This window comes from Pseudomonas sp. ANT_J28, assembly GCF_008370005.1.
GTDB classification, from domain to species: Bacteria; Pseudomonadota; Gammaproteobacteria; order Pseudomonadales; family Pseudomonadaceae; genus Aquipseudomonas; species Aquipseudomonas frigoris.
Map to the genome: position 1 here is coordinate 161571 of NZ_VOBM01000004.1, position 24265 is coordinate 185835.

Consider the following 24265-nt stretch of genomic DNA (forward strand, 5'->3'; position numbering starts at 1 on the left):
AACAATGGCAACTCTCGAATTACGCAACGTCAACAAGACCTACGGCGCCGGTTTGCCGGACACCCTGAAAAACATCGAACTGAAGATCGATGACGGTGAGTTCCTGATTCTGGTTGGCCCGTCGGGCTGCGGTAAATCCACGCTGATGAATTGCATCGCCGGTCTGCAAAACATCAGCGGCGGCGCGATCCTGGTGGACGACGCTGACATCAGCGGCATGAGCCCCAAAGATCGCGACATCGCCATGGTGTTCCAGTCCTACGCGCTGTACCCGACCATGAGCGTGCGCGACAACATCGCCTTCGGACTGAAGATTCGCAAAATGCCCGCTGCCGAAATCGACGAAGAAGTCGCTCGCGTGGCCAAGCTGTTGCAGATCGAACATTTGCTCGGCCGCAAACCCGGCCAGCTCTCCGGTGGTCAGCAACAGCGCGTGGCGATGGGCCGTGCCCTGGCGCGGCGGCCGAAGATTTACCTGTTCGACGAACCGCTGTCCAACCTCGACGCCAAGCTGCGCGTCGAAATGCGCACCGAAATGAAACTGATGCACCAACGCCTGAAAACCACCACGGTCTACGTGACCCACGACCAGATCGAAGCCATGACTCTGGGCGACAAAGTGGCGGTGATGAAGGACGGAATCATTCAGCAGTTCGGCACGCCGAAAGACATCTACAACAACCCGGCCAACCTGTTCGTGGCGAGCTTCATTGGTTCGCCGCCGATGAACTTCATCCCGCTTCGGTTGCAGCGCAAGGACGGTCGTCTGGTGGCGCTGCTCGACAGCGGTCAGGCGCGGTGTGAATTGCCATTGGGTATGCAGGACGCCGGTCTTGAAGACCGCGAAGTGATCCTCGGCATGCGCCCGGAGCAGATCGTTTTGGCGGGCAGCGAGCCGAATGGTTTGCCGATCATTCGCGCCGAAGTCCAGGTCACCGAGCCGACCGGTCCCGACACCCTGGTGTTCGTCAATCTCAACGAAACCAAAGTCTGCTGCCGTCTGGCGCCGGACGTCGCGCCTGCGGTGGGCGAGACCCTGACCCTGCAATTCGATCCATCGAAAGTGCTGTTGTTCGATGCCAAGACCGGTGAGCGCCTGGGGGTGGCCGGTCAGCCTAAAACCGAGGCTCACAGCGCCAACGTGGCGCAGTTCAAGGGCCGCTGAAGAACAAGATGTGGGGGCGAGCTTGCTCGCTCCCACAGGGGATGTCACCGCGTTAAATAAAAACAGTTAATAACAATAAAACGAGGATGTAGGGATGAAGAAGAACAACAACGCTCAGCTTATCTGCCAGTTGTCAGCCATTGCGGCAATGATGCTGGCCGGTAGTGTGCACGCGGCTGACGCGTTCAGCGCCGATTCCGAATGGATGACCGGTGATTGGGGTGGCGAGCGGACCAGATTGATCGAGCAGGGTATCGACATCAAGATGGACTACGTCGGTGAAGTGGGTGGCAACCTTCACGGCGGGTTTAATGATGACAAGACCGCGCGTTACGCCGACCAGTTTGGGCTGGGCGTGGCGCTTGACCTGCAAAAACTGTGGGGCTGGGATAACACCCAGGCCAAGATCCAGTTCACCAACCGTAATGGTCAGAACATTTCCAATGACCGTGTCGGCGACCCGCGTGCCGGCACCTTGAGTTCGTCCCAGGAAGTCTACGGCCGTGGCCATATGGTTCGTCTGACCCAGTTGTGGGTCAAGCACCAGTTCCTCGACGGTAAACTGGACGTCAAGGCCGGTTACTTCGGCGAAGGCGAAGACTTCAACACCTTCCCTTGTGAGTTCCAGAACCTGGCATTCTGCGGTTCCCAGGCAGGTAACTGGGCGACCGGTATCTGGTACAACTGGCCAGTCAGCCAGGCTGCTGTGCGTGTGAAGTACAACATCTCGCCTGAGTTCTATGCGCAGATCGGTGCTTACAACCAGAACCCGTCGCAACTGGAGCACGGTAACGGCTTCAAGCTCAGCGGCAGTGGTACCAAAGGCACCGTTTTGCCGGTCGAACTGGTCTGGCTGCCTAACCCTAACAACCTGCCGGGCGAGTACCGTGTCGGTTACTACAAAAGCACGGCCAATGCCAATGACGTTCGTAAAGACGACAACGGCAATGATGCAGCAACCAGCGGCAACGCCTATCGCAGCCACGATAGCAAACACGGCTACTGGTTCGTGGCGCAGCAACAACTCACCAGCCACAACGGTGACGCTTCCCGCGGTCTGAACGTTGCCGCCAACGCCACTTTCCACGACAAGGACACCAACTTCGTCGACAACTACCAGTCGCTGATGTTTGTGTACAAGGGCCCGTTCGACGCACGTCCAAAAGATGACATGGGTATCGGTTTTGCCCGTATCCATGTCAACGATGACGTGAAGAAAAACGCCGAGCTGGTCAACGCCTCCAATGGAGTTACCGAGTACGAGGATCCACTGTTCTCGCCGCTGCGTACCACCGAGTACAACTACGAGATCAACTACGGCTTCCACGTTACCAACTGGCTGACCGTGCGCCCTAACCTGCAATACATCACTCACCCGGGTGGTGTTGATGAAGTCGACAACGCGCTGGTCGCCGGCCTGAAAATTCAGTCGGTGTTCTAACGTTGTTGCGATAAGCTCCTCTCTATGTGCGCATTTTTGCGGACAGCCCAGGCTGTCCGCTTTTTTTTGGGGGCTGCGCACCCCGGGTGATTTTCAGGACCGTGGCACATGCATGAGCATCCGCTACAACGCTTCTTCAAATCCTTGCGCGAACGTCCGGTGTTTGCGTGGGAGCGCTATCAGAAGCGCGACGTGCTGGTGATCGACCATCCGCTGTGTGCGGCTGTGTTCAGTCGGCAGGGTGCGCAGTTGCTGCACTTCCAGCCAAAGGGCCAGAAACCCTGGCTCTGGTGCGCGGCGAAGTGGCCGCAGGTCGGCGCGATTCGTGGTGGCGTTCCGGTGTGCTGGCCGTGGTATGGCCGTCATCCGAGCGAAAACGCCTGGCCGTCCCATGGCTGGGCACGGTTGATCGACTGGAAGTTGCTGAACAGCAGCACTGATGACGATGGCGTGCGCCTGCACTGGCAACTTCAGTTGTGCGACTGGCAAGTGGACCTGCACGCGCACTTGGGTGAACGCATGGATTTGCGCCTGAGTACCGAGCATCAAGACAGCCTGCCGTGCCAATTGAGTCAGGCGTTGCATGCGTATTGGCGTATTGGCGACGTCGGTGAGGTAGCGCTGTCTGGCCTCGACGGGGCGCAGGGTTACGACCAGTTGAACCGGCAGATTTGTCATCAGGAAGGCGAGTTGCGGGTAGAGGGTGGCTGTCAGCGGGTGTTCCAGCATGACGGCGAATTACAACTTAAGGACCACGCCTGGCAGCGTGAGTTGTGCATCGATACCGGTGACCATGCGGACACGGTGGTCTGGCATCCGGGCTCACGACCGTTGTTGGGAGTGAGCTGGAACGAGATTTCGGAGTTTGTGTGTGTTGAAGCCGCGAGTGGCGGGACCGATAGCCTGAGCCTGGCACCGGGGGAGAGGGCGCATTTGAGTTTGCAGGCGCGGGTCGGGGCGTAAGATCAAAAGATCGCAGCCTCGTTTCACTCGACAGCTCCTACAAGGGATCGTGTAAACCTGTAGGAGCTGTCGAGCGAAGCGAGGCTGCGATCTTTTTAATTAAACTCATCCCCAATCGGATACCGACTGGCATTCAGACTTTCCTTGATCTTGCGCAAATGCGGCTGGAAATCCACACCGCGGCGCAAAGTCATGCCGGTCGCCAGCACATCCAGCACGGTCAACTGAATGATCCGCGACGTCATCGGCATATAGATGTCGGTGTCTTCCGGCAGCGGAATATTCAGGCTCAACGTACTGGCCTTGGCCAATGGCGAACCTTCGGCGGTCAGACCCAGCACCGAAGCACCGTTTTCCCGGGCAATACGCGCCACTTCCACCAGTTCGCGGGTGCGGCCGGTGTAGGAAATGATCACGAACAACTCGCCGGTGTGCGCCACCGACGCAATCATGCGCTGCATCAGCACGTCGGCATGGGCGGTGACCGCCAGGTTGAAGCGGAAGAACTTGTGCTGCGCATCCAGCGCCACCGGGGCCGAGGCGCCGAGGCCGAAGAAATGGATCTGACGGGCCTGGATCAACAGGTCGACAGCGCGGCTGATCAGGTTCGGGTCAAGCGCCTGCAAGGCACTGTCCAACGAGGCGATGGCGCTGCCGAAAATCTTTTTGGTATACGCTTCCGGATTGTCGTCGGCCTCGACCGCACGGCTGACATACGCCGCGCCACTGGCCAGGCTCTGGGCCAATTGAAGCTTGAGTTCCGGGTAGCCGCTGACGCCGAACGAACGGCAGAAACGGTTGACCGTCGGCTCGCTGACCTTTGAGGCCTGGGCGAGGGCGGCGATGCTGAACCGGGTGGCCTGCTGCGGGTTGAGCAGGATCACTTCGGCGACTTTGCGTTCTGCCTTGTTCAGGTCTTCAAGGCGATTCTGGATCTGTTCCAGTAAATTTCGCACGCGGTCCATATGGTTTCCTTGGTTCGCCTACAAGAGTGCTCTGCGATGCAAGCAAGCGTGTTGCTATGCAAATTGGGCCTTTGATGCAGCCCCAAACGGTGGCCTATCCTACTGATGGCTCCGACCGTCCACCACTCGGAATCTGTATTTTGCGAAAATGTTGTGGTTATTACTACATTTTCCCTTGAGTGATGCCTTGAAAAAAGGTATTTGTAGCGTAACTTGATAAAAGAACAAACATCATGCCTTCGATTACGGTTGAACCGTGCACCTTTGCCTTGTTCGGCGCCCTCGGCGATCTGGCCCTGCGCAAGCTGTTTCCTGCCCTTTATCAGCTCGATGGCGCAGGCCTCTTGCACGAGGACACGCGAATTATCGCGCTGGCCCGTGAGCCTGGCAGCGAGCAGCAGCATTTGGCGTTCATCGCCTCCGAGCTGCGCCGCTACGTCGTCGCCAAAGAGCTGGACGAAGCCGTGGTCGAACGCTTCCTGGCCCGCCTGAGTTACCTGCACGTCGACTTCCTCAAGGCTGACGATTACGTCGCCCTGGCCGAAATGGCCGGCAGCGCCCAGCGTGTGATTGCCTACTTCGCAACACCGGCCGCCGTTTACGGCGCGATCTGCGAGAACCTGTCGAAGGTCGGCCTGACCGAAAACACCCGCGTGGTGCTGGAAAAACCCATCGGTTCGGACCTGGAATCCTCGCGCAAGGTGAACGACGCCGTGGCGCAGTTCTTCCCGGAGAACCGCACCTACCGCATCGACCACTACCTGGGCAAAGAAACCGTCCAGAACCTGATCGCCCTGCGTTTTGCCAACAGCCTGTTCGAAACCCAGTGGAACCAGAATTACATTTCCCACGTGGAAATCACCGTGGCCGAGAAGGTCGGGATCGAAGGTCGCTGGGGTTACTTCGACAAGGCCGGCCAGCTGCGGGACATGATCCAGAATCACCTGCTGCAACTGCTCTGCCTGATCGCCATGGACCCGCCGGCCGACCTGTCCGCCGATAGCATCCGTGACGAGAAAGTCAAAGTGCTCAAGGCGCTGGCGCCGATCAGCCCGGAAGGCCTGACCACTCAGGTGGTGCGCGGTCAGTACATCGCCGGTTACAGCGAAGGCAAATCGGTCCCTGGTTACCTGGAAGAGCCGAACTCCAACACCCAGAGCGACACCGAAACCTTCGTTGCGCTGCGTGCCGATATCCGCAACTGGCGATGGGCCGGTGTGCCGTTTTACCTGCGTACCGGCAAGCGCATGCCGCAGAAGCTGTCGCAGATCGTCATCCACTTCAAGGAACCGTCCCACTACATCTTCGCTCCCGAGCAGCGCCTGCAAATCAGCAACAAACTGATTATCCGCCTGCAACCGGACGAAGGCATTTCCTTGCGCGTGATGACCAAAGAACAAGGCCTGGACAAGGGCATGCAGCTGCGCAGCGGTCCGTTGCAGCTGAATTTTTCCGACACTTATCGCAGCGCACGGATTCCCGATGCCTACGAGCGGTTATTGCTGGAAGTGATGCGCGGCAATCAGAACCTGTTTGTCCGTAAAGATGAAATCGAAGCCGCGTGGAAGTGGTGTGACCAGTTGATCGCCGGGTGGAAAAAATCCGGTGATGCGCCCAAGCCGTACGCGGCGGGGTCCTGGGGGCCGATGAGCTCCATTGCTCTGATCACGCGGGATGGGAGGTCGTGGTATGGCGATATCTGAATTGAAACTGCCTCAGGGCGTCAGCGCCCATGAGTTCAAAAGCCCAGTGCTGCTGGCCGAAGGCCTGGCGCTGAATGTGACCAAGCAACTGAGTGACGCGATCGACGCTCGCGGCACCGCAACCCTGGTGGTTTCCGGTGGGCGCAGCCCGGTGGCGTTTTTCCAGCACCTGGCCAAGCAGACGCTGGACTGGTCCAAGGTTGTCATCACCCTGGCCGACGAGCGCTGGGTGCCGGTAGAGCATACCGACAGCAATGCCGGTCTGCTCAAACGCTATCTGCTGCAAGGTCCGGCGGCCAAGGCTCAGTTCCTGAGTCTGTACAGCGCCACGGCCAACCTTGAACTGGCGGCCGAACAGGCGGATCGCTTGCTCGAGGAGTTGCCGCCGATCGACGTGCTGATACTTGGCATGGGCGACGACGGTCACACCGCCTCGCTGTTCCCCAACAGCCCGAACCTGGCCGATGCCTTGAAAGTCGACGGCAGCCGTCGCTGCTGGCCGATGCTGGCGCCGACCGTGCCGCATCAGCGCCTGACCATGAGTCGCGCGCTGCTGGCCTCGGCCAAGACCACCGTTCTATCGATTTCCGGTCAGTCCAAGCTGACCACCTTGAGTGCCGCATTGGCCGGTGACGATGTCGCCGCCATGCCGATTCGCGCGTTTCTGCAACCTACGTTAGAGATTTACTGGTGCCCATGAGCCAAGGAACAGCCGCTATGACAACCCCATCCCCGACCGTTTCCATGGCGGACAAAGTTGCCCTGATCGACAGCCTCTGCGCCAAAGCGCGGATCCTGCCGGTGATTACCATCGCTCGCGAGCAGGACATCCTGCCGCTGGCCGACGCCCTCGCGGCCGGTGGCCTGACAGCCCTGGAAGTGACCTTGCGTTCACAGTTCGGCCTCAAGGCTATCCAGATTCTGCGCGAGCAGCGTCCGGAGCTGGTGACCGGTGCCGGCACTGTGCTGGATCGCAACATGCTGGCGGCTGCCGAAGCGGCCGGTTCGCAGTTCATCGTCACGCCGGGCATCACCCGTGACCTGCTGGAAGCCAGCGTCAACAGCCCGATTCCGCTGTTGCCAGGCATTAGCAACGCCTCCGGCATCATGGAAGGCTATGGCCTGGGATATCGCCGCTTCAAGCTGTTTCCGGCGGAAGTCAGCGGCGGCGTCGCGGCCATCAAGGCCCTGGGCGGCCCGTTTGGCGAAGTGAAATTTTGCCCGACTGGCGGGGTCAGCCCAGCCAACATCAAGAGCTACATGGCGTTGAAAAACGTGATGTGCGTGGGCGGTAGCTGGATGCTTGATCCCGAGTGGATCAAGAACGGCGACTGGGCCCGCATTCAGGAATGCACCGCCGAGGCACTGGCGCTGCTGGACTGATCGGCTTTTACCAAACACTTCGTTGTGTGTTCTACGGCTTTACGGTGCGCTTGGTCGGTGCACCGTTTTTTTTTGCCCGGTGAAAACCGCTTGGCGCGATAAATAATTACCGCACATCCGGCTTTGTCCCGCCCTAACCTGCGTTCATCTTATGGAAGAGAGAACGTCATGGACGACAACACTCCGGTTTCACCCCAGCCAGCGGTTTACCTGCTTTCACCCGAACAGATCGCGGGTCCTTATTTCCGAAATCCGAAATTGATCAGACGAAACATCAGCGAAGGCATGGACGGTATTCCCTTGGTGCTGAGGCTGACGATCGTCGATGCCATGACCGGTCAACCGGTGACTGACGCGTTAGTGGATATCTGGCACTGCAACGCGCGCGGTGCGTATTCGGGCTGGAGCAAGGTCAATCCGGACAAGGAAGTCGACGTCGGCGACATAGGCTCGATCCCGCGAACCGACGACGACACTTACCTGCGAGGCGGGCAATTCACGGACAAGAACGGCATCGTGCGGTTCACCACGATCTATCCGGGGTTCTACGCCGGCCGTGCCCTGCACATTCACGTTGTGGTACGCATTATGGAAGGCTACAACTACCTGGAAGAGCGGCATGTTGCCTGGGTCGGTCAGCTCTACTTTCCCGAGGTGGCCTCGCGCTCGGTACTCAACGCCAGGGAGTACCGCGGTCGAGCCGTTTCGCCGCTGACCAACGATCAAGACTTTTTCTATGAAAACATGGGCGGCGAAGCTTCGACCTTGAACGTTCACACCCTGAGTCGAGACTCGAATAAAGACGGCTACTTCGGGCACACGACCATCGGCATCGACACCTTCGCGGTGTCGACGCAGATCAAACCCGAGGACTTCGACAAATACACGGTGTGACGTCAGCGCAGTTCGGTGAGCGCTCTGGTCAGCAAATCCATGTCTGCAGCGGTGGTAGTGAGCCCCGGGGTTATGCGAATGCACGGACCACTCGCGGCACCGCTGCGCGCCACGGTAAACAGGTTGTAGTCCTTGAGCAGCCGCTCGACCATCACCTGTTGATCGGCATGCCGGGTAAAGCGCATCGAAGTGATGCCGCAATACAGTCGCGGGTCGTCCGGGGTCATGACGTCGATCCCCGGCAACTCGCGTACCGCGCTTACCCAGCGGTTGCGCAGGTAATTGAGCCGAGCGCCCTTGGCGGCGGAACCGCCCATGGCCCGATGTTCCTCGAACACCAGCGGCAAGGTCAGCAGCGCCGGGATGTTGGGCGTGCTGTACGGCGTGCGGGCGCGAATGTCGGTGACCGGGAAATGCATCTCGCCCATGTCCGGATCGATGTCGGCCAGGCGCTCGGGGGCGATATAAATGAAGCCCAGAGTCAGCGGTGCACCGATCCATTTGTGCAGGTTGTAGCCCGCAAAGGCGATGCCTAGTTTATCGAGATTGAACTCGAGCTGGCCGAGCGCATGGGCACCATCAAGGATCACGTCGATGCCATGTTCCCTGGCGGCTGCGGCAATGGCCTGCACCGGCATCACCAGCCCGGAGCGGTGAGTGACGTGAGTCAGGGCCATCAGTTTGAGTCGCGGATAACGCACGAAAGCTTCGCGGTAAGTGGCCAGCAAACTGTCGAAACTGGCGGGGTGCGAGTGTTCGATCTCGATCACTTCGACACCGCGATGACGTGCCAGCCAGCGCATGGCTCCTTTGACCGTGTCGTACTCCAGATCACACATCAGCACCTGATCGCCCGGCATCAGACGGTTGTAGTTGCGGATCAGCGATTGAAGACCGTCCGAAGCGTTGCGGGTGAGGGCGACGGTGTCGGCGGGGACGCTCACCAGCTCGGCGAGCTGTTTGCGGATCTCCAGGCTTTCGCCCTGTTCGAAGCGTTGCCGCACGTGCACCGAGTTGCCGCGGTTGATCAGTTCGATGTTGCGCTGATACTCCTCGACCACTGTGCGCGACATGCGCCCGAAGTACCCGTTTTCGAGGTTGACCGGGCCGGGTTCAACCGCATATCGGTCGGCAAAGGTTCGCCAGAAAGCTTCATCACGGGCGCGGCGGGTGTTATCGGGCATGGGCTACTCAATCAGGGGCCAGGTCTGGGTGTCGGGTCAATGGCGAGGGGCGGGTTTGCCATGTTTGGCGCGAAGCGGTTCGAGCAACTCCGACAGGCCGTTGTGATCGATTTCCTGCATCAAGGCCAGTAAGCCGCCGAGTTCGCCATGGGGGAAACCTTCCCGAGCGAACCAGTTCAGGTATGGGCCGGGGAGGTCGGCAATGATCCGGCCCTTGTATTTGCCGAAGGGCATTTCACGGGTGACCAGCAGTTCGAGCTTTTCAGGGTTCATCAATCAGTCGTCTTGATTCAATCAGTCTGGAAAATACAGGCATTCTGCATGCAGGCCAAATGACAGATCATGCAAATAAAGCGGATACAGTTTTCGCGTTAATCGATAAGCAATTGAAATATAAGAAATAACTTATCAATTCAAAGCTGGCATGCAGGATGCAACACCTATTGCATCTTTCATCAACCCGTGAGGAATTGAAAATGACCGACATGAATAAAGAAGCCATCTCTGTGCTCAACGACCTGATTGAAACCAGCAAAGACGGTCAGGAAGGGTTCAAGACTTGCGCTGAAGACATCAAACATCCAGAACTGAAATCGCTGTTCATGCAGCGTTCCGCCAACTGCGCCACTGCGGCTTCCGAACTGCAAGCGCAGGTGCGTTCGCTAGGCGGCGATCCGGAAACGTCCACCAGTGTCAGCGGTGACCTGCACCGTCGTTGGGTCGACGTGAAGGCGATGTTCACCGGCAAGGATGAAGAAGCCGTGCTGAACGAAGCCGAGCGGGGTGAAGACCATGCACTGAAGGCTTACAAAGAAGCCATCGAAAAAATCAACAAACACAACCTGGTGGGCATTCGTGATCTGGTTGAGCGTCAGTACCACGGCGTGCAACGCAATCACGATCAGGTAAAAGCCCTGCGTAACCAGGCGCGCGCACGCTCGTAAGCGTTCGTTGCCTGTCAAAAACGCCAGCCAGTCTGGCGTTTTTTTTGTGTCCGGGAATTAGCACTGGACGATCTATAGTTAGCTAGCTAATAATTTGTTTTTCAAGTGACTGAATCGAACCCGACTATCGTTAAATCGCCTTTTCCAAGAGTGCTTTACGTGCCTATCACCTTGCAGGCTTTGTTTGCGCCTGACCGCCGCGCCTTACAGTTCGCGATCAAAACGTTGATCGGCGGCGGTCTGGCGCTGTGGCTGGCATTACGCTGGGGACTGGAGCAACCGGCCTGGGCGTTGATGACTGCTTTCATCGTCGCCCAGCCCTTGTCGGGGATGGTGGTGCAGAAGGGCCTGGCGCGGTTGCTGGGGACTCTGGTCGGGACGATCATGTCAGTGGTGTTCATGGGGTTGTTTGCCCAGACGCCTTGGCTGTTTTTGTTGGCCCTGGCGTTATGGCTAGGGCTGTGTACGGCGAGTTCGACCTTGCTGCGCAGCGCCTGGTCCTATTCGTTCGTGCTGGCCGGTTACACGGTGGCGATTATCGCACTGCCGGCCATTACTCATCCGCTGACGGTGTTCGATCAAGCCGTGGCTCGCTGCACAGAAATCTGCCTGGGCATTCTTTGCGCCACCGCCGCCAGTGCGCTGCTCTGGCCGATGCGGGTCGAACGGCAACTGGCCGATGAGGCTCGGGCAGCCTGGCAAAGTGGGATGAGCGCCGCGCGTGCGACCCTGGCCGGTGATGGTCAGGCGCGTAAAGGCTTGCTGGAAATCCTGGGGAGAATCGTCGCCGTCGATGCCCAGCGCGAGCATGCCTGGTTTGAAGGAAGCCTGGGGCGGCAACGTGCACGTGCGATCAGCGGCTTGAGCCAAAAGCTGTTGATGCTGCTGCGCATCGCCCGTTCGGCGCGTCGTCAGTGGAAGCAATTGGAACCCCAGGAAGCCGAGCAACTGTTGCCCTGGATGACGGAGGTTCAAGAGGCGCTCAACAGCCCGGATACCGCGACCCTGCAGGCGCTGCGGCCGAGGTTGCTCGACGCTTCCCACGACCCGCACAGCAGCTGCGCACAGAGTTACTGCCTGGCCCGTTTCACCTTGTTGCTCGATACCGCCATGGCGGCCAGCGCCGCGTTGAACGCCGTTGAGGAGGGCAAGGAAACGGTCGATCCACCGAGAACCCTGACACCACACCGCGACCTGTCATTGGCGCTGATGTTCGGTACCCGCAGTGCGTTGGCGTTTCTGGTGGTCTCGTGCTTCTGGTTGGCGACCGCCTGGCCCGCTGCCTCCGGCGCACTGCTGTTGACGTGCGTGGTGTGTAGTCTGTTCGCCAGCCGCGAGAACGGCGCTCAGATCGGCATGAGTTTTATGCGCGGGATCTTCCTGGCCATTCCGGCCGCGTTTATCGTCGGGCAGATTCTGCTGCCGCAATGGAGTGGTTTTGCATTGCTGTGCATGGGCATGGGCGTGCCGTTGTTCCTCGGCGCGCTGGGCATGGCCAAACCGCAGATCGGCGCCACGGCTACCTCATTTTGTCTGCACTTCATCGTGCTGGTCTCGCCGCTTAATGCGATGAAATTCGATGTCGCGACTTTCTTGAACAGCGCTCAATCCATCGTGGTCGGTGTCGGCGCCGCAGTTCTGGCGTTTCATTTGTTGATTCTGCGCAACCCGACGTGGCATGGCCGACGTTTGCTGGCGGCAACCCTCGACGATCTGGTGCGCCTGACCCGGCGCAATCTGCGCGGTGCCGAAAGCTGGTTTGGCGGGCGCATGGCCGACCGCTTGCTGCAATTGGCGCGACACTACCCCGAGTTGCCGGAACCGGCGCGCAGTCGCTGGGACGATGGCTTGCTCGGCCTGGACATCGGCGACGAATTGCTGCATTTGCGTTTGAGTCTGGCGGTGGCGCAGGCACCGGTCAGTGCGCCTCAGCGGCGTTATCTCGAACAGCTGGAAAAAATCCTCGAGCAAGGCCCGGCCGGCAGTCGCGCCGAGGCGTTGGCGCAGCCGAGCGAAGAATTCTTGAAGACCTTGTACGCGTTGCCTTCCAGCGATGCCGTGAAACTGGCCCAAGGCGCGGTGCTGCAATTGCAAAGCAGCTGGCGCGCCTGGTGCCGTCAACAGGAGCAAAGCCATGGGCTTGCGTGAGTGGTCGGTGGGTGGCGTGCTGCTCAGTCCGTTTCTGATTTATGTGCTGCTGGCGCTGCTCGTGACCGGGGCCTTGCGCATGCTCTTGCGCCTGACGCCGGTGGGCCGCTGGATCTGGCATGAAGCATTGTTTGATTGCGCCTTGTACGTCTGTGTATTGACCTTGATCACCGTCGTCCTTGGACCTTTATAAGGAGTTGAAAATGCGTACACCCGTACGTGTCGCGGTAACCCTGGGCCTGGTGGCGGTGGCGATCTTTGCCGGCTTCCATTTGTGGCAGTACTACATGCTCACGCCGTGGACTCGGGATGCGCGGATCCGCGCCGACGTTGTGGTGATCGCGCCGGACGTCTCGGGTTGGGTGCGTGAGCTCAAGGCTTTTGATAACCAGCAGGTCAAGGCCGGCGATTTATTGCTGAGCATCGACCGCGATCGTTTCGAAGCGGCGCTGGAGAAAGCTCAAGCGGTGGTGCAGACCCGTCAGCAACAACTCAATCTGCGCGAGCGCGAAGCCAGTCGCCGCGCAGCCCTCGGGCCGCAGGCAATAAGTGCCGAGCTACGCGAGAACGCGCAAATCAACGCCGGCATCGCCCGTGGCGAACTGCGCGAAGCCCAGGCCGAAGCCAAGGTTGCGGAACTCAACCTCGCCCGTAGTCAGGTCCATGCGCCACGCAGCGGTCACATCACCAACCTGCGCCTGGCCGAAGGCAACTACGTGAATGCCGGGCAGTCGGTGATGGCGTTGATCGACGATTCGACTTTCTATGTGCAGGCGTATTTCGAAGAAACCAAGCTGCCACGGATTCGTGTTGGCGATCCGGTGAAGGTCTGGTTGATGAGTGCGGGAGAGGCATTGCAGGGGCATGTGGAAAGCATCAGCCGCGGGATTACCGATCGCAATACCACGCCGGACGGGCAGTTGCTGGCAGAGGTCGAGCCGACGTTTAACTGGGTGAGGCTGGCGCAGCGGATTCCGGTACGGATCAAGATTGATCAGTTGCCGGAGGGGATGAATTTGAGTTCGGGGATGACGGCGAGTGTGCAGGTGCAGGAGGGCAACCGCTGATCGTTCCCACGCGTGGGAACGATCAGCGTCAGGTAGGGGACCAGTGGTTCAGCCGATACTGATTGCGGGCAGCTTAGGCAACGTCACCGTCTGCTGCTTACGCGGCGCCAGAATCTCCGCCTCACCATCCACTACCAACTCATCACGCTGGTTAAACACGCGAGTGGCAATCCGCACACGAAACTTCGGCAGCTTCTCGAGAATCTCCAGACGCACGGTCAAGGTGTCGCCAATCTTCACCGGTTTCTGAAAGCTCATCTGCTGACCGATATAAATAGTCCCCGGCCCAGGCAACTCGCAGGCAACGGCAGCGCTGATCAGCGCCCCGCTGAACATGCCGTGAGCGATGCGCTCCTTGAACATGGTGCCGGCGGCGAATTCAGCGTCCAGGTGCACCGGGTTGTGATCGCCGGACATCGCGGCGAACAACTGAATGTCGCGCTCTTCGACCGTCTTGCTGTAGCTGGCGGTCTGGCCGACTTCAAGGGCTTCGTAAGGGGTGTTGGTAACCTGGGTCATCTGTTTCAATTCCTGTCACGAATAAATAAATTCAAAAAAACTATTCCGATCTGGGTGGCCGACGGTGGCTCAGCGCCTGGGCGATCCAGCTCAACACGTCATTGATCACTTCATCGCGGTTGCTCTCGTTGAACAGTTCATGCCGTGCCTGCGGGTAAATAGTCAGTTGCAGGCTCTGGCTGCCGGCAGCGCGCAGCGCATGGGCCAGATCTTTCAGACGCTTGCCTTCGCTCACCGGATCACATTCACCGCCGATGACCAGCAACGGCAGGCCCGGATCAATCTGAGCGAGATTGGACGCTTTGCTGATTTGCTGCAACCCACCGAGTAAATCGATCCACAGTTGATTGGTGCAGCGAAAGCCGCAGAGCGGGTCATTGGCGTACAGGTCGACCTGGGCCGGGTCGCGACTGAGCCAGTCGAACTGGGTGCGTTCCGGTTTGAATTTCTTGTTGAACGAACCGAATGACAGCCACTCGATCAGCGCGCTGCGACCCTTCGGGCCCTGGCGCAAACGTTCTAACCGCGCAATCTGCCGCGCCGCGCGATAGAGCGCCACCGGTTGGAAGTTCGACCCGCTGAGAACGGCCCCGTGCAGGCTGGCGCTGTGGTGCAGCAGATAGGCCTGGGCGATGTAGCTGCCCATGCTGTGACCGAGCAACACAATCGGCAGCCCCGGATGTTGTTGGCCGATGTGCTGGTTGAGGCTCGCCAGGTCGCCGACCACCTTGCACCAACCGTCATCGTCGGCGAAATGGCCGAGGGTCCCGTTTTCGGCAGTTTTGCCATGTCCACGCAGGTCCGGCGCATACACACCGTAGCCCTGAGCACAGAGTTTTTCCGCCAGACGCGCGTAGCGGCCACTGTGTTCCGCCATGCCGTGGGCCAGCAGGATCACTGCTTTTAACGGCGCGGCGGGCAGCCACTGGTTAACGAAGAGGCGGCTGCGGTCACTCGCGGTCAGCCAGAAAGTGTCGTGGATCATGGCGGTTCCTTTGCGTAGGGCTGCATGTGGCATGGGCGTCGTTGCATTGTATAGCGCATCCAAAGCGTGCCGTCTGATCAGGCCACGCCACGGCAGCTAGATTCACACGATCAATGTCGACCGTGCGCATATTTGCCTGATTCGCCATAGCTGCTAGTGTCCGTGAAGCTCCGCTTTTCGCTTTTTGTTTTTGAAGAAGGACAGAAAAGCGGCCCCGGATAGGTTCAGGTAAAGAGGACAAGAACAATGCAACCTGATTTCTGGAATGACAAACGCCCGGCCGGCGTGCCCCTGGACATCGATCAAGGGGCCTACAAGTCGGTGATCGAGGTGTTCGAGCGTTCCTGCAAGAAATTTGCTGACCGCCCGGCATTCAGCAACATGGGCGTCACCCTGACCTACGCCGAACTGGAACGCTACAGCGCAGCGTTCGCCGGTTACCTGCAAGCCCACACCGACCTGGTGCCCGGGGATCGCATTGCGGTGCAGATGCCCAACGTCCTGCATTACCCGATTGCCGTGTTCGGTGCCCTGCGCGCCGGGCTGATCGTGGTCAACACCAACCCGCTGTACACCGCGCGGGAGATGCGTCATCAATTCAAGGACTCCGGTGCCCGGGCGCTGGTTTACCTGAACATGTTCGGGCAAAAAATCCAGGAAGTGCTGCCCGACACCGACATCCAGTACCTGATCGAAGCGAAGATGGGCGACCTGATGCCCGCCGCCAAGGGCTGGCTGGTCAATACGATGGTGAGCAAGGTCAAGAAGATGGTCCCGGCGTACTCCTTGCCGCAGGCCATCTCCTTCAAGAGCGCGCTGCATCTGGGCCGGGGCCTGGGCATCAAGCCGCTGAACGCCAGTCTCAACGACATCGCCGTGCTGCAATACACCGGCGGCACCACTGGCCTGGCCAAGGGCGCGATGCTGACGCACGGCAACCTGGTCGCGAACATGCAGCAGGCGCGAGCGTGTCTGGGACAGTTCGGCAAAGACGGCCAGCCGTTGCTGCGCGAAGGGCAGGAGGTGATGATCGCGCCGCTGCCGCTGTACCACATCTATGCCTTCACCGCGAATTGCATGTGCATGATGGTGACTGGCAACCACAACGTGCTGATCACCAATCCGCGAGACATCAAGGGCTTCATCAAGGAGCTGAAGAACTGGCGGTTCTCGGCGTTGCTGGGGCTCAACACGCTGTTCGTCGCCCTGATGGACCACCCGGACTTTAAGACTCTGGATTTCTCCAGCCTCAAACTCACCAACTCCGGCGGCACCGCGCTGGTCAAGGCCACGGCCGAGCGCTGGGAACAGCTCACCGGTTGCCGCATCACCGAAGGTTACGGCCTGACCGAAACCTCGCCGGTGGCCTGCACCAACCCGTACGGCGACAAGTCGCGCATCGGTACGGTCGGCCTGCCAGTGCCGGGCACCACGCTGAAGGTCATCAACGATGAAGGCGTCGAGCAGGCGCTGGGCGAGCGCGGCGAACTGTGCATCAAGGGCCCGCAGATCATGAAGGGCTACTGGCAGAAACCCGAAGCCACTGCCGAAGTGCTGGATGCCGAAGGCTGGTTCAAGTCCGGTGACATCGCGGTGATCGACCCGGACGGTTTTGTGCGCATCGTCGATCGCAAGAAAGACATGATCATCGTCTCGGGTTTCAACGTGTACCCGAACGAGATTGAAGACGTGGTGATGGCTCACCCGAAAGTCGCCAACTGTGCGGTGATCGGGGTGCCGGACGAGCGTTCGGGGGAGGCGGTGAAGCTGTTTGTGGTGGCCCGTGAAACGGGTGTCAGCCTTGAAGAGCTGAAGGCTTACTGCAAGGAAAACTTCACGGCGTACAAAGTGCCCAAGCACATCGTCTTGCGTGAGTCGTTGCCGATGACGCCGGTGGGCAAGATCTTGCGGCGGGAGTTGCGTGATATCGCGTAACCGGCCGTAGACCGAGGAGCTGCCGAAGGCTGCGATCTTTTGCTTTTAAGCCCCATATTTATGGGGCTTTCAAGGTCGTATAGAATTTTTGCTCTAAAATGACTGCTTTATGCTCTTGAGTCATTAAAGTGACTGTGGAGGCGGCTTTTGGCTCTAGTCGGCCCTAGGCAAAGCTGCTACTCTCGGCGCGCTTTGTGACTTCTCGGCCTATGTAAATAGCCAGACTCACCAACAAACACACACCAATAATAATCGCATCAAATGCGGTGATGAATTCGCGTTGCTGAGGAGTGGGCTTCCATGATCGAAGACTTTTGGAAGGATAAGTACCCTGCCGGGATTGCTGCCGACATCAATCCGGACGAGTATCCGAATATTCAGGCGGTGTTGAAGCAGTCCTGCCAACGCTTTGCCGACAAACCGGCGTTCAGCAACCTGGGCAAGACAATCACCTACGGTGAACTGTACGAATTGTCCGGTGCCTTTGCCGCGTACCTGCAACAGCATACCGACTTGCAGCCGGGCGATCGAATCGCCGTGCAGCTGCCCAACGTGTTGCAGTACCCGGTCGCCGTCTTCGGTGCCATCCGCGCCGGGCTGATCGTCGTCAACACCAACCCGCTGTACACCGCGCGGGAAATGGAACACCAATTCAACGACTCCGGTGCCAAAGCCCTGGTCTGCCTGGCCAACATGGCGCACCTGGCCCAGCTCGTCGTGCCGAAAACCGGCGTCAAGCACGTGATCGTCACCGAAGTGGCCGACCTGCTGCCGCCGCTCAAGCGTCTGCTGGTCAACAGCGTCATCAAATACGTGAAGAAGATGGTCCCGGCGTATCACTTGCCCAAGGCCATCAAGTTCAACGACGTATTAAGCAAGGGCCACGGCCAGCCAGTCGCTGAAGCCAACCCGGCCAGCAGCGACGTTGCCGTGCTGCAATACACCGGCGGCACCACCGGCGTGGCCAAGGGCGCGATGCTGACCCATCGCAACCTGGTGGCGAACATGCTGCAGTGCAAGGCGCTGATGGGTTCCAACCTCAATGAAGGTTGCGAGGTCCTGATCACGCCGCTGCCGCTGTACCACATCTATGCCTTCACCTTTCATTGCATGGCGATGATGCTGATCGGCAACCACAACATCCTGATCAGCAACCCGCGCGATTTGACGGCGATGGTCAAGGAACTGTCGAAGTGGAAGTTCAGCGGTTTCGTCGGGCTCAATACGCTGTTTGTCGCCCTGTGCAACAACGAAGGCTTCCGCAAGCTGGATTTCTCTGCACTGAAAGTCACCCTGTCCGGTGGCATGGCCCTGCAACTGGCCGCGGCCGAGCGTTGGAAAGCGGTCACCGGTTGCGCCATCTGCGAAGGTTACGGCATGACCGAAACCAGCCCGGTGGCCACCGTCAATCCAATCCAGAACATCCAGATCGGCACCATCGGTATTCCGGTGCCGTCGACCCTGTGCAAAGTCATCGACGATGCCGGCGTTGAACAGCCGTTAGGCGACATCGGCGAGCTGTGTGTGAAAGGTCCGCAAGTGATGAAGGGTTACTGGCAGCGTCAGGACGCCACCGATGAAATCCTCGACAGCCAAGGCTGGTTGAAGACCGGTGACATCGCGCTGATCCAGCCTGACGGTTACATGCGCATCGTCGATCGCAAGAAAGACATGATCCTGGTCTCCGGTTTCAACGTGTATCCGAACGAGCTGGAAGACGTGCTCGCGACCCTACCAGGCGTGCTGCAATGCGCAGCCATCGGCGTGCCGGACGAGAAGTCGGGCGAGGCGATCAAGATCTTCATCGTCGCCAAACCGGGCGTGACGCTGACCAAGGAACAGGTGATGGAGCACATGCGCGCCAACGTCACCGGATACAAAGTGCCGAAAGCCGTGGAATTCCGCGATGCGCTGCCGACCACCAACGTCGGCAAGATCCTGCGCCGCGAGTTGCGCGACGAAGAGCTGAAGAAGCTCGGCGTCAAGAAGGTCAGCGCGTAACAAACAAAAGCCCCGCAGATGCGGGGCTTTGTTTACCTGATCGATCGTTCCCACGCTCTGCTTAGAGGCGGAACTGCGCGAAATTGACGTTGGTGCCCGCCGGGCGCATGTCCTGGAGGTACGAGTCCTTGTCGGCGCTCAGTTCCAGGCTCAAGGCCGCTTTGCGTTTACCTTCGTTGCGCACCACCAGGCCTTCGAGCTTCTCGCACAGGAACACCGTCGGCACTTTCAGGTGCAGCAGTTCGTCGGTATCCGGGGTGTGCATCAGCAGGTGAACCCATTCGTACTGACCAATGGCCAGACGTGCGACCGGAATATCAAACCACCAGATGTTGCGGTTGCGGTTCAATTCGGTGAAATGGCAGTTGTTGACGCCAAGCACAGCACCGCCAAGTTCCTGGTTTCTGCGGGCAATGGCCTGCTTTTTATCGAGTTTCATAACATTCCTACGGGATTGGATCTTCAGTGCCATGGCCTGAATACGTTGCGCATTCTCGGGGGTTGGTCGGCAAACATAAAGCCCAACCTGCATTGAACGATGAAATGTCGCCGGGAAAATAAATGAAACTCCCCGCAAACGCCTCCGGTCAACCTTGTGTAACGACTTTTCTTGTTCAATTGTTCACAGGAGAAACACCATGAGCAGCACTGGCGATAAAGTAAAAGGCATGGCCAACGAAGCCGCCGGCAACGTCAAGCAAGGCGTCGGCAAGGCCACCGGTAACGACAAAATGCGCGCCGAAGGCGTCGTGCAGGAAAAGAAAGGCGAGGCCCAGCAAGCGGTCGGTAAAGCCAAGGACGCAATCAAAAAAGGCATCGACAAGGCGTGATCAGGCCTTTGATGAGCAACAGAAACGGCCATCCGCGGATGGCCGTTTTTGTGTCAGCCTGAACTTGCACAAGGAAATTGTTTCAAACTCGCCAAGTAGGCTACTTTGATGTAGAAAACGGCCCCTGAGTCGCCACGACTTCGAGCAAATTTGCGGCGAAAGGAGACGCTAATGTTTTTCCCACACATGAAAGGTCTGCCCATACACCGTGTGATGGTGCGCACGATCACCGAGTTCGTCGACGACGAGATGTCGACCTATGCCTCGGCGTTGGCCTATCAGATGCTGTTCTCGCTGTTCCCCTTCATTCTGTTCCTGATCGCCCTGATCGGTTTCCTGCACCTCCCGGACTTCTTCTCCTGGCTGCGGCTGCAATCGGAACTGGTCCTGCCGCCCCAGGCGCTGGAGCAGGTCAACCCGGTCATCGACCAGCTCCAGCAATCCAAGGGGGGCTTGCTGTCGATCGGTATCGTGATTGCCCTATGGACTGCGTCTGCCGGTGTACGGCTGATGATGAGTGCGATGAACGCCGCCTACGACGTGGTCGAAGGCCGGCCGGCGTGGAAGCGTTTCCCGCTGTCGATTATTTACACCGTCGGCATCGCTGGCATGCTGCTGGTGGCCGCTGCGCTGATGGTGCTCGGGCCGCAGGTGATGGGCTGGATCGCCTCGCAAGTCGGCCTCGAAGACTTCATCGTGACCCTCTGGACCATCGTGCGCTGGCCGGTGGTCGTGATTCTGTTGATGATGGCGGTGGCGCTGATTTATTACGTCATGCCCGACGTCAAGCAAGAGTTTCGCTTCATCACCCCGGGCTCGGTGCTGGCGGTGGTGGTGTGGATCATCGCGTCGGTGGGTTTCGGCCTGTACGTCAAGACGTTCGCCAACTACAACGCCATGTATGGCAGTATCGGCGCGATCATCGTGCTGTTGCTGTACTTCTACATTTCCGCCGCGGTGCTGTTGCTCGGCGCCGAGATGAATGCCGTGATCGAACACATGTCGACCGAGGGCAAGAATGATGGCGAAAAAGTCCCCGGCGAACTCGCCCACGAAGAACCCAAACAACACGTGTCGGGACTGGGTCGGGACCACTCGATCAAGCCGACCACTGACGAAGTCATCAAATGATCCGTGAAATTCTGAAAATGGGCGACGAGCGCCTGCTGCGCATTGCCCCGCCGGTGCCCGCCGAAATGTTCGACAGCCCGCAGCTGTGGCAACTGATCGACGACATGTTCCAGACCATGGAAAGCGTTGGCGGGGTTGGCCTGGCTGCGCCGCAGATCGGTGTCGACCTGCAACTGGTGATCTTCGGTTTCGAGCACAGCGAACGCTATCCGGACGCCGAAGCCGTGCCGCAGACGATTCTGATCAACCCGCTGATCACACCGTTGAGCCCGACGCTGGAAGAGGGTTTCGAAGGCTGCCTGTCGGTGCCCGGACTGCGCGGCGCGGTGGATCGCTATCAACACATTCGGTACGAAGGTTTCGATCCCAAAGGGCAGCCGATCGTGCGCATCGCCTCGGGATTCCATGCACGCGTGGTGCAGCATGAATGCGATCACCTGATCGGTCGGTTGTACCCGTCGCGCATCAGTGACTTCAGCAAGTTCGGGTTTACCGACGTGATGTTTCCGGATCTCGATCCTGCTGCAGGCGACTGACGCCTTCCTGAATCATTCAGAGGCTTCCAGACCCATGGCGATCATCGGTTTGCTGCGCGCATAACGGCTCAAGCGTTCCGCCATGGAGTAGGGCAGTGGCGGGTCGAAGGTAAAACCGCGACGTTCATAAAACCCGCGCAAGTCCGGATGACAAAACAGCCACACCGGGCCTTCAAGCTCCTTGAGCGCCTCGGCGATCAGCGCCGCAGCGATGCCCTGTTCACGGCAGGCCGGATCGACAAACAAACCCGTCAGCCAATGCCCGTCCGCCACCGGACGCAAACACAGCGCGCCGCGCCTGGCCACCCAGAGTTGAGCGTCGCGGACCGCTTTCATCGACGATTGGTGAACGCGATAAAACTTGTTCATCAAGGGCCATAAAGGCTCGGCGAGCAAGGTGTACTGGGTGTTGGGCATGGTCTTCGACTGTCGGTGCGCAAAGCGGGTGATTATAAAAGAACGCGCGCGCAGCGATAGGTGTATACCTGATCTCACATCCCGTATGAGTGGAGTACGTATCATGGCCAAAGGCATGGATTCAAAAAAAGCGGCAAAGAAGAAACCGGCAAAAACCGCCGATGAAAAGCGCGCGGACAAGAAGGCCAAGAAGGTGGATGTGTTCGGTCATTGAGCCTGTGACAAGGGAGCCCGGCCTCGGGCTCCCGCTGCTTCTGACGAAATAACCAAATAATTTGCAAGATTCATCAGCGTCGTTGCACAGAAGGCACTGCGACGAAGACCTGACCCTCCCGGGTCGCGATCCGGAAAGCCGGTACCTGAGCTCCGAGCAGTGGCAGGGCAGTTCACTGTTCGAACAAAGCCTGCACTGGCTGAACAAAACCGTACTCGGACGCTTCGCCCTCGGTGCACCGCTGGCCTTGCTGGCGCTGGCCCGGGAAGAGCTGCAGCGTCTGAAAACGGGTGAGCGGCAGCCTGGTTGATGTGGCTGACCCACGGCACGCTGACCCCGCTGATGTTGCTGTTTATCGCCCGCTACAGCGTGCTGCCGATCTGGCATTACCTGTTGCTGATCAGTGTGCCGGCGCTATCGATTGCCATGATTCGCTCCTACTATGAACACCGTCCCCATGCCGCGCCCGAGCAAAGGACGATCATCAACGAAGCCGCCTGGCCGTGGCGCTGGCTGTTCCTCAACCTCAATCTGCATTTGGTGCATCACGACTTGCCAGGGCTGCCCTGGTACGACTTGCCCCGCGCCTACCGCGCGCGTCGCGAGCCGGTCGGGTCCGGGTCATCGGTCGTCCTCGCTATAAGCTGCCGGACGCCAATGGCGGCAACCATTGCAGCCTGTTGCTGAGTCGCGCCGATGATCCGTGGCGCAGCCTGCCGGCCTTTCGCGACAGTCGTGGGGCGATCATGGCGAAGACTCCAACAGCGGCATGAACCTGTTGCGTCACCGACTGGCGCCGCTGCATCGAGACGGGCAGTTCTTCGCCAGTGTCGGTATCAGCGGCAGCCACCGCGAAAGCCTGCGTGGGTTGCGTGAAGAAACAGCGGACCTGGCGGCCATCGACAGCGTCACCTTCGCCTATCTGGCGCGCCATGCCGAAGGAGAATCCAAAAGGCACGCGTTCGATGCCGGCAAGCCTGGCGATTGGGGTGTCCGCGCCGTTCAAGGCGCAGTACCCGGACCTGGTGGCATTCTTCGAAAAGGTCGACCTGCCGATCGATCTGCTGAAGAGCAGAGCGAATACCAACCAAAAGTCAGTTGAGGGCTTCCCCTCAACCATAGAATCTCCCACAGGTGATTTCGGGTGTTCACGAAGTTGTGATCGACAGAGATCCCCTTGTGGGGGCGAGCCTGCTCGCGAATGGTCTTAAGTCCTACACCCACTCCGCAGCCAACGCCGCCTTAACGGCTGGCCTCTGGTCAATTCTGACCTGAAATCGCACCAACGCCGGCCACTGATCCAGATCAATCGCAAACAGTGGCGCCCAACGCAACACCGTAAACAAATACGCATCAACCACGCTCAACTCACCCATCAAATAATCCTGCCGTTCCAGCGTCTGGCTCAGCACCGCCAACCGCTTGAACAACTTCGCTTTGATCAGCGCTTTCACCTCATCTGGAAATTCGGCATTGAACAGCCAACCCAAGCCACCATGAATTTCGGTCGAGACGAAATTCAGCCACTCCTGCAATCGTACCCGTTCGAACGTACCGTTCGCTGCCGCCAGGTTCCCCTCGGGTCGCAGGTCTGCCAGGTATTGCAGGATTGCCGGGCCTTCGGTCAGCACTTCGCCATTGTCCAGTTGCAATGCCGCGACGTAACCCTTGGGGTTGATGGCGAGGAAGTCCTCGCCGCTGGCAGTTCTCTTGGTGTTGTTGTTGACGCGGATCAATTCGAACGACAGATCCAGTTCGCGCAGCACGATATGTGGCGCGAGCGAGCAGGCGTGTGGGGCGTAATACAACTTCATTGGCAGGGCTCTGGTTGGGGATTTGC

The 24265-nt window shown here is 59.0% G+C and carries 24 protein-coding genes and 3 pseudogenes; 19 read left to right on the forward strand and 8 right to left on the reverse strand.

Features of this window, described 5'->3' with window-relative positions; translation table 11 throughout:
• Positions 1–4 precede the first annotated feature (4 nt).
• From FQ187_RS03915 to FQ187_RS03925, 3 genes are all read left to right on the forward strand, one after another.
• Entirely contained in the window at positions 5–1165 is a 1161-nt protein-coding gene (locus FQ187_RS03915; protein WP_149628473.1) for an ABC transporter ATP-binding protein, read from the forward strand.
• A 94-nt stretch (positions 1166–1259) separates the two neighbouring features.
• Positions 1260–2606 (forward strand): carbohydrate porin, encoded by a 1347-nt coding sequence (locus FQ187_RS03920; protein ID WP_149628474.1) that lies wholly within the window; start codon positions 1260–1262, stop codon positions 2604–2606.
• A 108-nt stretch (positions 2607–2714) separates the two neighbouring features.
• Positions 2715–3569: a D-hexose-6-phosphate mutarotase gene (locus tag FQ187_RS03925; RefSeq protein WP_149628475.1), complete on the forward strand. Its 855-nt coding sequence runs from the start codon at positions 2715–2717 to the stop codon at positions 3567–3569.
• A gap of 95 nt (positions 3570–3664) precedes the next feature.
• Here the strand turns inward: FQ187_RS03925 and FQ187_RS03930 are convergent, their stop codons facing one another.
• Positions 3665–4525, reverse strand: a complete 861-nt coding sequence (locus tag FQ187_RS03930) for a MurR/RpiR family transcriptional regulator (protein WP_177318169.1) — start codon at positions 4523–4525, stop codon at positions 3665–3667.
• A gap of 242 nt (positions 4526–4767) precedes the next feature.
• On the opposite strand from FQ187_RS03930, the gene zwf reads away from it, so the two are divergent.
• From zwf to FQ187_RS03950, 4 genes are all read left to right on the forward strand, one after another.
• Positions 4768–6237 (forward strand): glucose-6-phosphate dehydrogenase, encoded by a 1470-nt coding sequence (zwf, locus tag FQ187_RS03935; RefSeq protein ID WP_008151108.1) that lies wholly within the window; start codon positions 4768–4770, stop codon positions 6235–6237.
• The gene (gene pgl / locus FQ187_RS03940) at positions 6224–6937 is read left to right on the forward strand and encodes a 6-phosphogluconolactonase (protein WP_149628476.1); all 714 of its coding nucleotides are present in this window, start codon (positions 6224–6226) and stop codon (positions 6935–6937) included. Before zwf ends, pgl begins: the two co-directional genes overlap by 14 nt.
• A gap of 17 nt (positions 6938–6954) precedes the next feature.
• Entirely contained in the window at positions 6955–7620 is a 666-nt protein-coding gene (locus FQ187_RS03945; protein WP_008151112.1) for a bifunctional 4-hydroxy-2-oxoglutarate aldolase/2-dehydro-3-deoxy-phosphogluconate aldolase, read from the forward strand.
• Between the two features lie 168 nt (positions 7621–7788).
• Positions 7789–8514, forward strand: a complete 726-nt coding sequence (locus FQ187_RS03950; RefSeq protein WP_149628477.1) for an intradiol ring-cleavage dioxygenase — start codon at positions 7789–7791, stop codon at positions 8512–8514.
• A gap of 2 nt (positions 8515–8516) precedes the next feature.
• Here FQ187_RS03950 and FQ187_RS03955 read toward each other — a convergent pair whose 3' ends face one another.
• Together FQ187_RS03955 and FQ187_RS03960 are read right to left on the reverse strand one after the other, a co-directional pair.
• Positions 8517–9698 (reverse strand): aminotransferase class V-fold PLP-dependent enzyme, encoded by a 1182-nt coding sequence (locus FQ187_RS03955; protein WP_149628478.1) that lies wholly within the window; start codon positions 9696–9698, stop codon positions 8517–8519.
• 36 nt (positions 9699–9734) lie between these two features.
• The gene (locus FQ187_RS03960; protein ID WP_096509378.1) at positions 9735–9971 is read right to left on the reverse strand and encodes a DUF3820 family protein; all 237 of its coding nucleotides are present in this window, start codon (positions 9969–9971) and stop codon (positions 9735–9737) included.
• A 203-nt stretch (positions 9972–10174) separates the two neighbouring features.
• On the opposite strand from FQ187_RS03960, the gene FQ187_RS03965 reads away from it, so the two are divergent.
• The 4 genes from FQ187_RS03965 to FQ187_RS03980 all read left to right on the forward strand — a co-directional run bounded on the left by FQ187_RS03965 (position 10175) and on the right by FQ187_RS03980 (position 13857).
• Positions 10175–10642, forward strand: a complete 468-nt coding sequence (locus FQ187_RS03965) for a PA2169 family four-helix-bundle protein (RefSeq protein ID WP_149628479.1) — start codon at positions 10175–10177, stop codon at positions 10640–10642.
• Positions 10643–10801: 159 nt separating this feature from the next.
• A complete protein-coding gene (locus FQ187_RS03970; RefSeq protein WP_149628480.1) occupies positions 10802–12790 on the forward strand; it encodes an FUSC family protein in 1989 nt (662 codons plus the stop codon).
• Positions 12777–12983, forward strand: a complete 207-nt coding sequence (locus FQ187_RS03975; protein ID WP_008151119.1) for a DUF1656 domain-containing protein — start codon at positions 12777–12779, stop codon at positions 12981–12983. Before FQ187_RS03970 ends, FQ187_RS03975 begins: the two co-directional genes overlap by 14 nt.
• 10 nt (positions 12984–12993) lie before the next feature.
• Entirely contained in the window at positions 12994–13857 is an 864-nt protein-coding gene (locus FQ187_RS03980) for an HlyD family secretion protein (protein ID WP_149628481.1), read from the forward strand.
• A gap of 48 nt (positions 13858–13905) precedes the next feature.
• Here FQ187_RS03980 and FQ187_RS03985 read toward each other — a convergent pair whose 3' ends face one another.
• Both FQ187_RS03985 and FQ187_RS03990 read right to left on the reverse strand, forming a co-directional pair.
• Positions 13906–14376, reverse strand: a complete 471-nt coding sequence (locus tag FQ187_RS03985) for a MaoC family dehydratase (protein ID WP_046049496.1) — start codon at positions 14374–14376, stop codon at positions 13906–13908.
• A gap of 40 nt (positions 14377–14416) precedes the next feature.
• Positions 14417–15361 carry an alpha/beta hydrolase gene (locus FQ187_RS03990; protein WP_149628482.1) on the reverse strand — a complete coding sequence of 315 codons (945 nt, stop codon included), beginning with the start codon at positions 15359–15361 and terminating at the stop codon, positions 14417–14419.
• A 246-nt stretch (positions 15362–15607) separates the two neighbouring features.
• Between FQ187_RS03990 and fadD2 the strand changes: the two genes are divergently transcribed.
• A complete protein-coding gene (fadD2, locus tag FQ187_RS03995) occupies positions 15608–17296 on the forward strand; it encodes a long-chain-fatty-acid--CoA ligase FadD2 (protein WP_149628483.1) in 1689 nt (562 codons plus the stop codon).
• A gap of 300 nt (positions 17297–17596) precedes the next feature.
• On the forward strand, positions 17597–19297 hold the full coding sequence (gene fadD1, locus FQ187_RS04000; protein WP_149628484.1) for a long-chain-fatty-acid--CoA ligase FadD1: 1701 nt from the start codon (positions 17597–17599) through the stop codon (positions 19295–19297).
• Positions 19298–19358: 61 nt separating this feature from the next.
• Here the strand turns inward: fadD1 and FQ187_RS04005 are convergent, their stop codons facing one another.
• The gene (locus tag FQ187_RS04005; protein WP_149628485.1) at positions 19359–19736 is read right to left on the reverse strand and encodes a hypothetical protein; all 378 of its coding nucleotides are present in this window, start codon (positions 19734–19736) and stop codon (positions 19359–19361) included.
• Between the two features lie 199 nt (positions 19737–19935).
• Between FQ187_RS04005 and FQ187_RS04010 the strand changes: the two genes are divergently transcribed.
• The 3 genes from FQ187_RS04010 to def all read left to right on the forward strand — a co-directional run bounded on the left by FQ187_RS04010 (position 19936) and on the right by def (position 21794).
• Complete coding sequence (locus FQ187_RS04010) at positions 19936–20127, forward strand: CsbD family protein (protein WP_149628486.1); 192 nt, start codon at positions 19936–19938, stop codon at positions 20125–20127.
• A 171-nt stretch (positions 20128–20298) separates the two neighbouring features.
• Positions 20299–21258 carry a YihY/virulence factor BrkB family protein gene (locus FQ187_RS04015; protein ID WP_149628487.1) on the forward strand — a complete coding sequence of 320 codons (960 nt, stop codon included), beginning with the start codon at positions 20299–20301 and terminating at the stop codon, positions 21256–21258.
• Positions 21255–21794 (forward strand): peptide deformylase, encoded by a 540-nt coding sequence (def, locus tag FQ187_RS04020; RefSeq protein WP_149628488.1) that lies wholly within the window; start codon positions 21255–21257, stop codon positions 21792–21794. Before FQ187_RS04015 ends, def begins: the two co-directional genes overlap by 4 nt.
• A gap of 12 nt (positions 21795–21806) precedes the next feature.
• On the opposite strand, the gene FQ187_RS04025 is transcribed toward def, so the two are convergent.
• Positions 21807–22211: a GNAT family N-acetyltransferase gene (locus FQ187_RS04025; RefSeq protein WP_149628489.1), complete on the reverse strand. Its 405-nt coding sequence runs from the start codon at positions 22209–22211 to the stop codon at positions 21807–21809.
• A 287-nt stretch (positions 22212–22498) separates the two neighbouring features.
• Here FQ187_RS04025 and FQ187_RS04030 point away from each other — a divergent pair.
• From FQ187_RS04030 to FQ187_RS30240, 3 pseudogenes are all read left to right on the forward strand, one after another.
• Positions 22499–23031, forward strand: a pseudogene (locus FQ187_RS04030) (fatty acid desaturase); the annotation flags it as partial.
• A gap of 2 nt (positions 23032–23033) precedes the next feature.
• Positions 23034–23371: pseudogene (locus tag FQ187_RS04035) on the forward strand (PhnD/SsuA/transferrin family substrate-binding protein); the annotation flags it as partial.
• Positions 23370–23492, forward strand: a pseudogene (locus tag FQ187_RS30240) (ABC transporter substrate-binding protein); the annotation flags it as partial. The pseudogenes FQ187_RS04035 and FQ187_RS30240, both read left to right, overlap by 2 nt.
• 147 nt (positions 23493–23639) lie before the next feature.
• Here FQ187_RS30240 and gstA read toward each other — a convergent pair.
• The gene (gene gstA, locus FQ187_RS04045) at positions 23640–24239 is read right to left on the reverse strand and encodes a glutathione transferase GstA (RefSeq protein ID WP_149628490.1); all 600 of its coding nucleotides are present in this window, start codon (positions 24237–24239) and stop codon (positions 23640–23642) included.
• Positions 24240–24265 lie beyond the last annotated feature (26 nt).

What these genes read in the sequence shown, in the direction of transcription:
- FQ187_RS03925 (WP_149628475.1), top strand. Translation starts at nt 2,715, where the DNA reads ATGCATGAGCATCCGCTACAACGCTTCTTCAAATCCTTGCGCGAACGT.
- zwf (WP_008151108.1), top strand. Translation starts at nt 4,768, where the DNA reads ATGCCTTCGATTACGGTTGAACCGTGCACCTTTGCCTTGTTCGGCGCC.
- FQ187_RS04010 (WP_149628486.1), top strand. Translation starts at nt 19,936, where the DNA reads ATGAGCAGCACTGGCGATAAAGTAAAAGGCATGGCCAACGAAGCCGCC.
- FQ187_RS03985 (WP_046049496.1), bottom strand. Translation starts at nt 14,376, where the DNA reads ATGACCCAGGTTACCAACACCCCTTACGAAGCCCTTGAAGTCGGCCAG.
- FQ187_RS04005 (WP_149628485.1), bottom strand. Translation starts at nt 19,736, where the DNA reads ATGAAACTCGATAAAAAGCAGGCCATTGCCCGCAGAAACCAGGAACTT.
- fadD2 (WP_149628483.1), top strand. Translation starts at nt 15,608, where the DNA reads ATGCAACCTGATTTCTGGAATGACAAACGCCCGGCCGGCGTGCCCCTG.
- FQ187_RS03915 (WP_149628473.1), top strand. Translation starts at nt 5, where the DNA reads ATGGCAACTCTCGAATTACGCAACGTCAACAAGACCTACGGCGCCGGT.
- FQ187_RS03990 (WP_149628482.1), bottom strand. Translation starts at nt 15,361, where the DNA reads ATGATCCACGACACTTTCTGGCTGACCGCGAGTGACCGCAGCCGCCTC.
- FQ187_RS03955 (WP_149628478.1), bottom strand. Translation starts at nt 9,698, where the DNA reads ATGCCCGATAACACCCGCCGCGCCCGTGATGAAGCTTTCTGGCGAACC.
- FQ187_RS03945 (WP_008151112.1), top strand. Translation starts at nt 6,955, where the DNA reads ATGACAACCCCATCCCCGACCGTTTCCATGGCGGACAAAGTTGCCCTG.
- FQ187_RS03950 (WP_149628477.1), top strand. Translation starts at nt 7,789, where the DNA reads ATGGACGACAACACTCCGGTTTCACCCCAGCCAGCGGTTTACCTGCTT.
- FQ187_RS04025 (WP_149628489.1), bottom strand. Translation starts at nt 22,211, where the DNA reads ATGCCCAACACCCAGTACACCTTGCTCGCCGAGCCTTTATGGCCCTTG.
- FQ187_RS03980 (WP_149628481.1), top strand. Translation starts at nt 12,994, where the DNA reads ATGCGTACACCCGTACGTGTCGCGGTAACCCTGGGCCTGGTGGCGGTG.
- def (WP_149628488.1), top strand. Translation starts at nt 21,255, where the DNA reads ATGATCCGTGAAATTCTGAAAATGGGCGACGAGCGCCTGCTGCGCATT.
- FQ187_RS03975 (WP_008151119.1), top strand. Translation starts at nt 12,777, where the DNA reads ATGGGCTTGCGTGAGTGGTCGGTGGGTGGCGTGCTGCTCAGTCCGTTT.
- FQ187_RS03920 (WP_149628474.1), top strand. Translation starts at nt 1,260, where the DNA reads ATGAAGAAGAACAACAACGCTCAGCTTATCTGCCAGTTGTCAGCCATT.
- fadD1 (WP_149628484.1), top strand. Translation starts at nt 17,597, where the DNA reads ATGATCGAAGACTTTTGGAAGGATAAGTACCCTGCCGGGATTGCTGCC.
- pgl (WP_149628476.1), top strand. Translation starts at nt 6,224, where the DNA reads ATGGCGATATCTGAATTGAAACTGCCTCAGGGCGTCAGCGCCCATGAG.
- FQ187_RS03965 (WP_149628479.1), top strand. Translation starts at nt 10,175, where the DNA reads ATGACCGACATGAATAAAGAAGCCATCTCTGTGCTCAACGACCTGATT.
- FQ187_RS04015 (WP_149628487.1), top strand. Translation starts at nt 20,299, where the DNA reads ATGTTTTTCCCACACATGAAAGGTCTGCCCATACACCGTGTGATGGTG.
- gstA (WP_149628490.1), bottom strand. Translation starts at nt 24,239, where the DNA reads ATGAAGTTGTATTACGCCCCACACGCCTGCTCGCTCGCGCCACATATC.
- FQ187_RS03960 (WP_096509378.1), bottom strand. Translation starts at nt 9,971, where the DNA reads ATGAACCCTGAAAAGCTCGAACTGCTGGTCACCCGTGAAATGCCCTTC.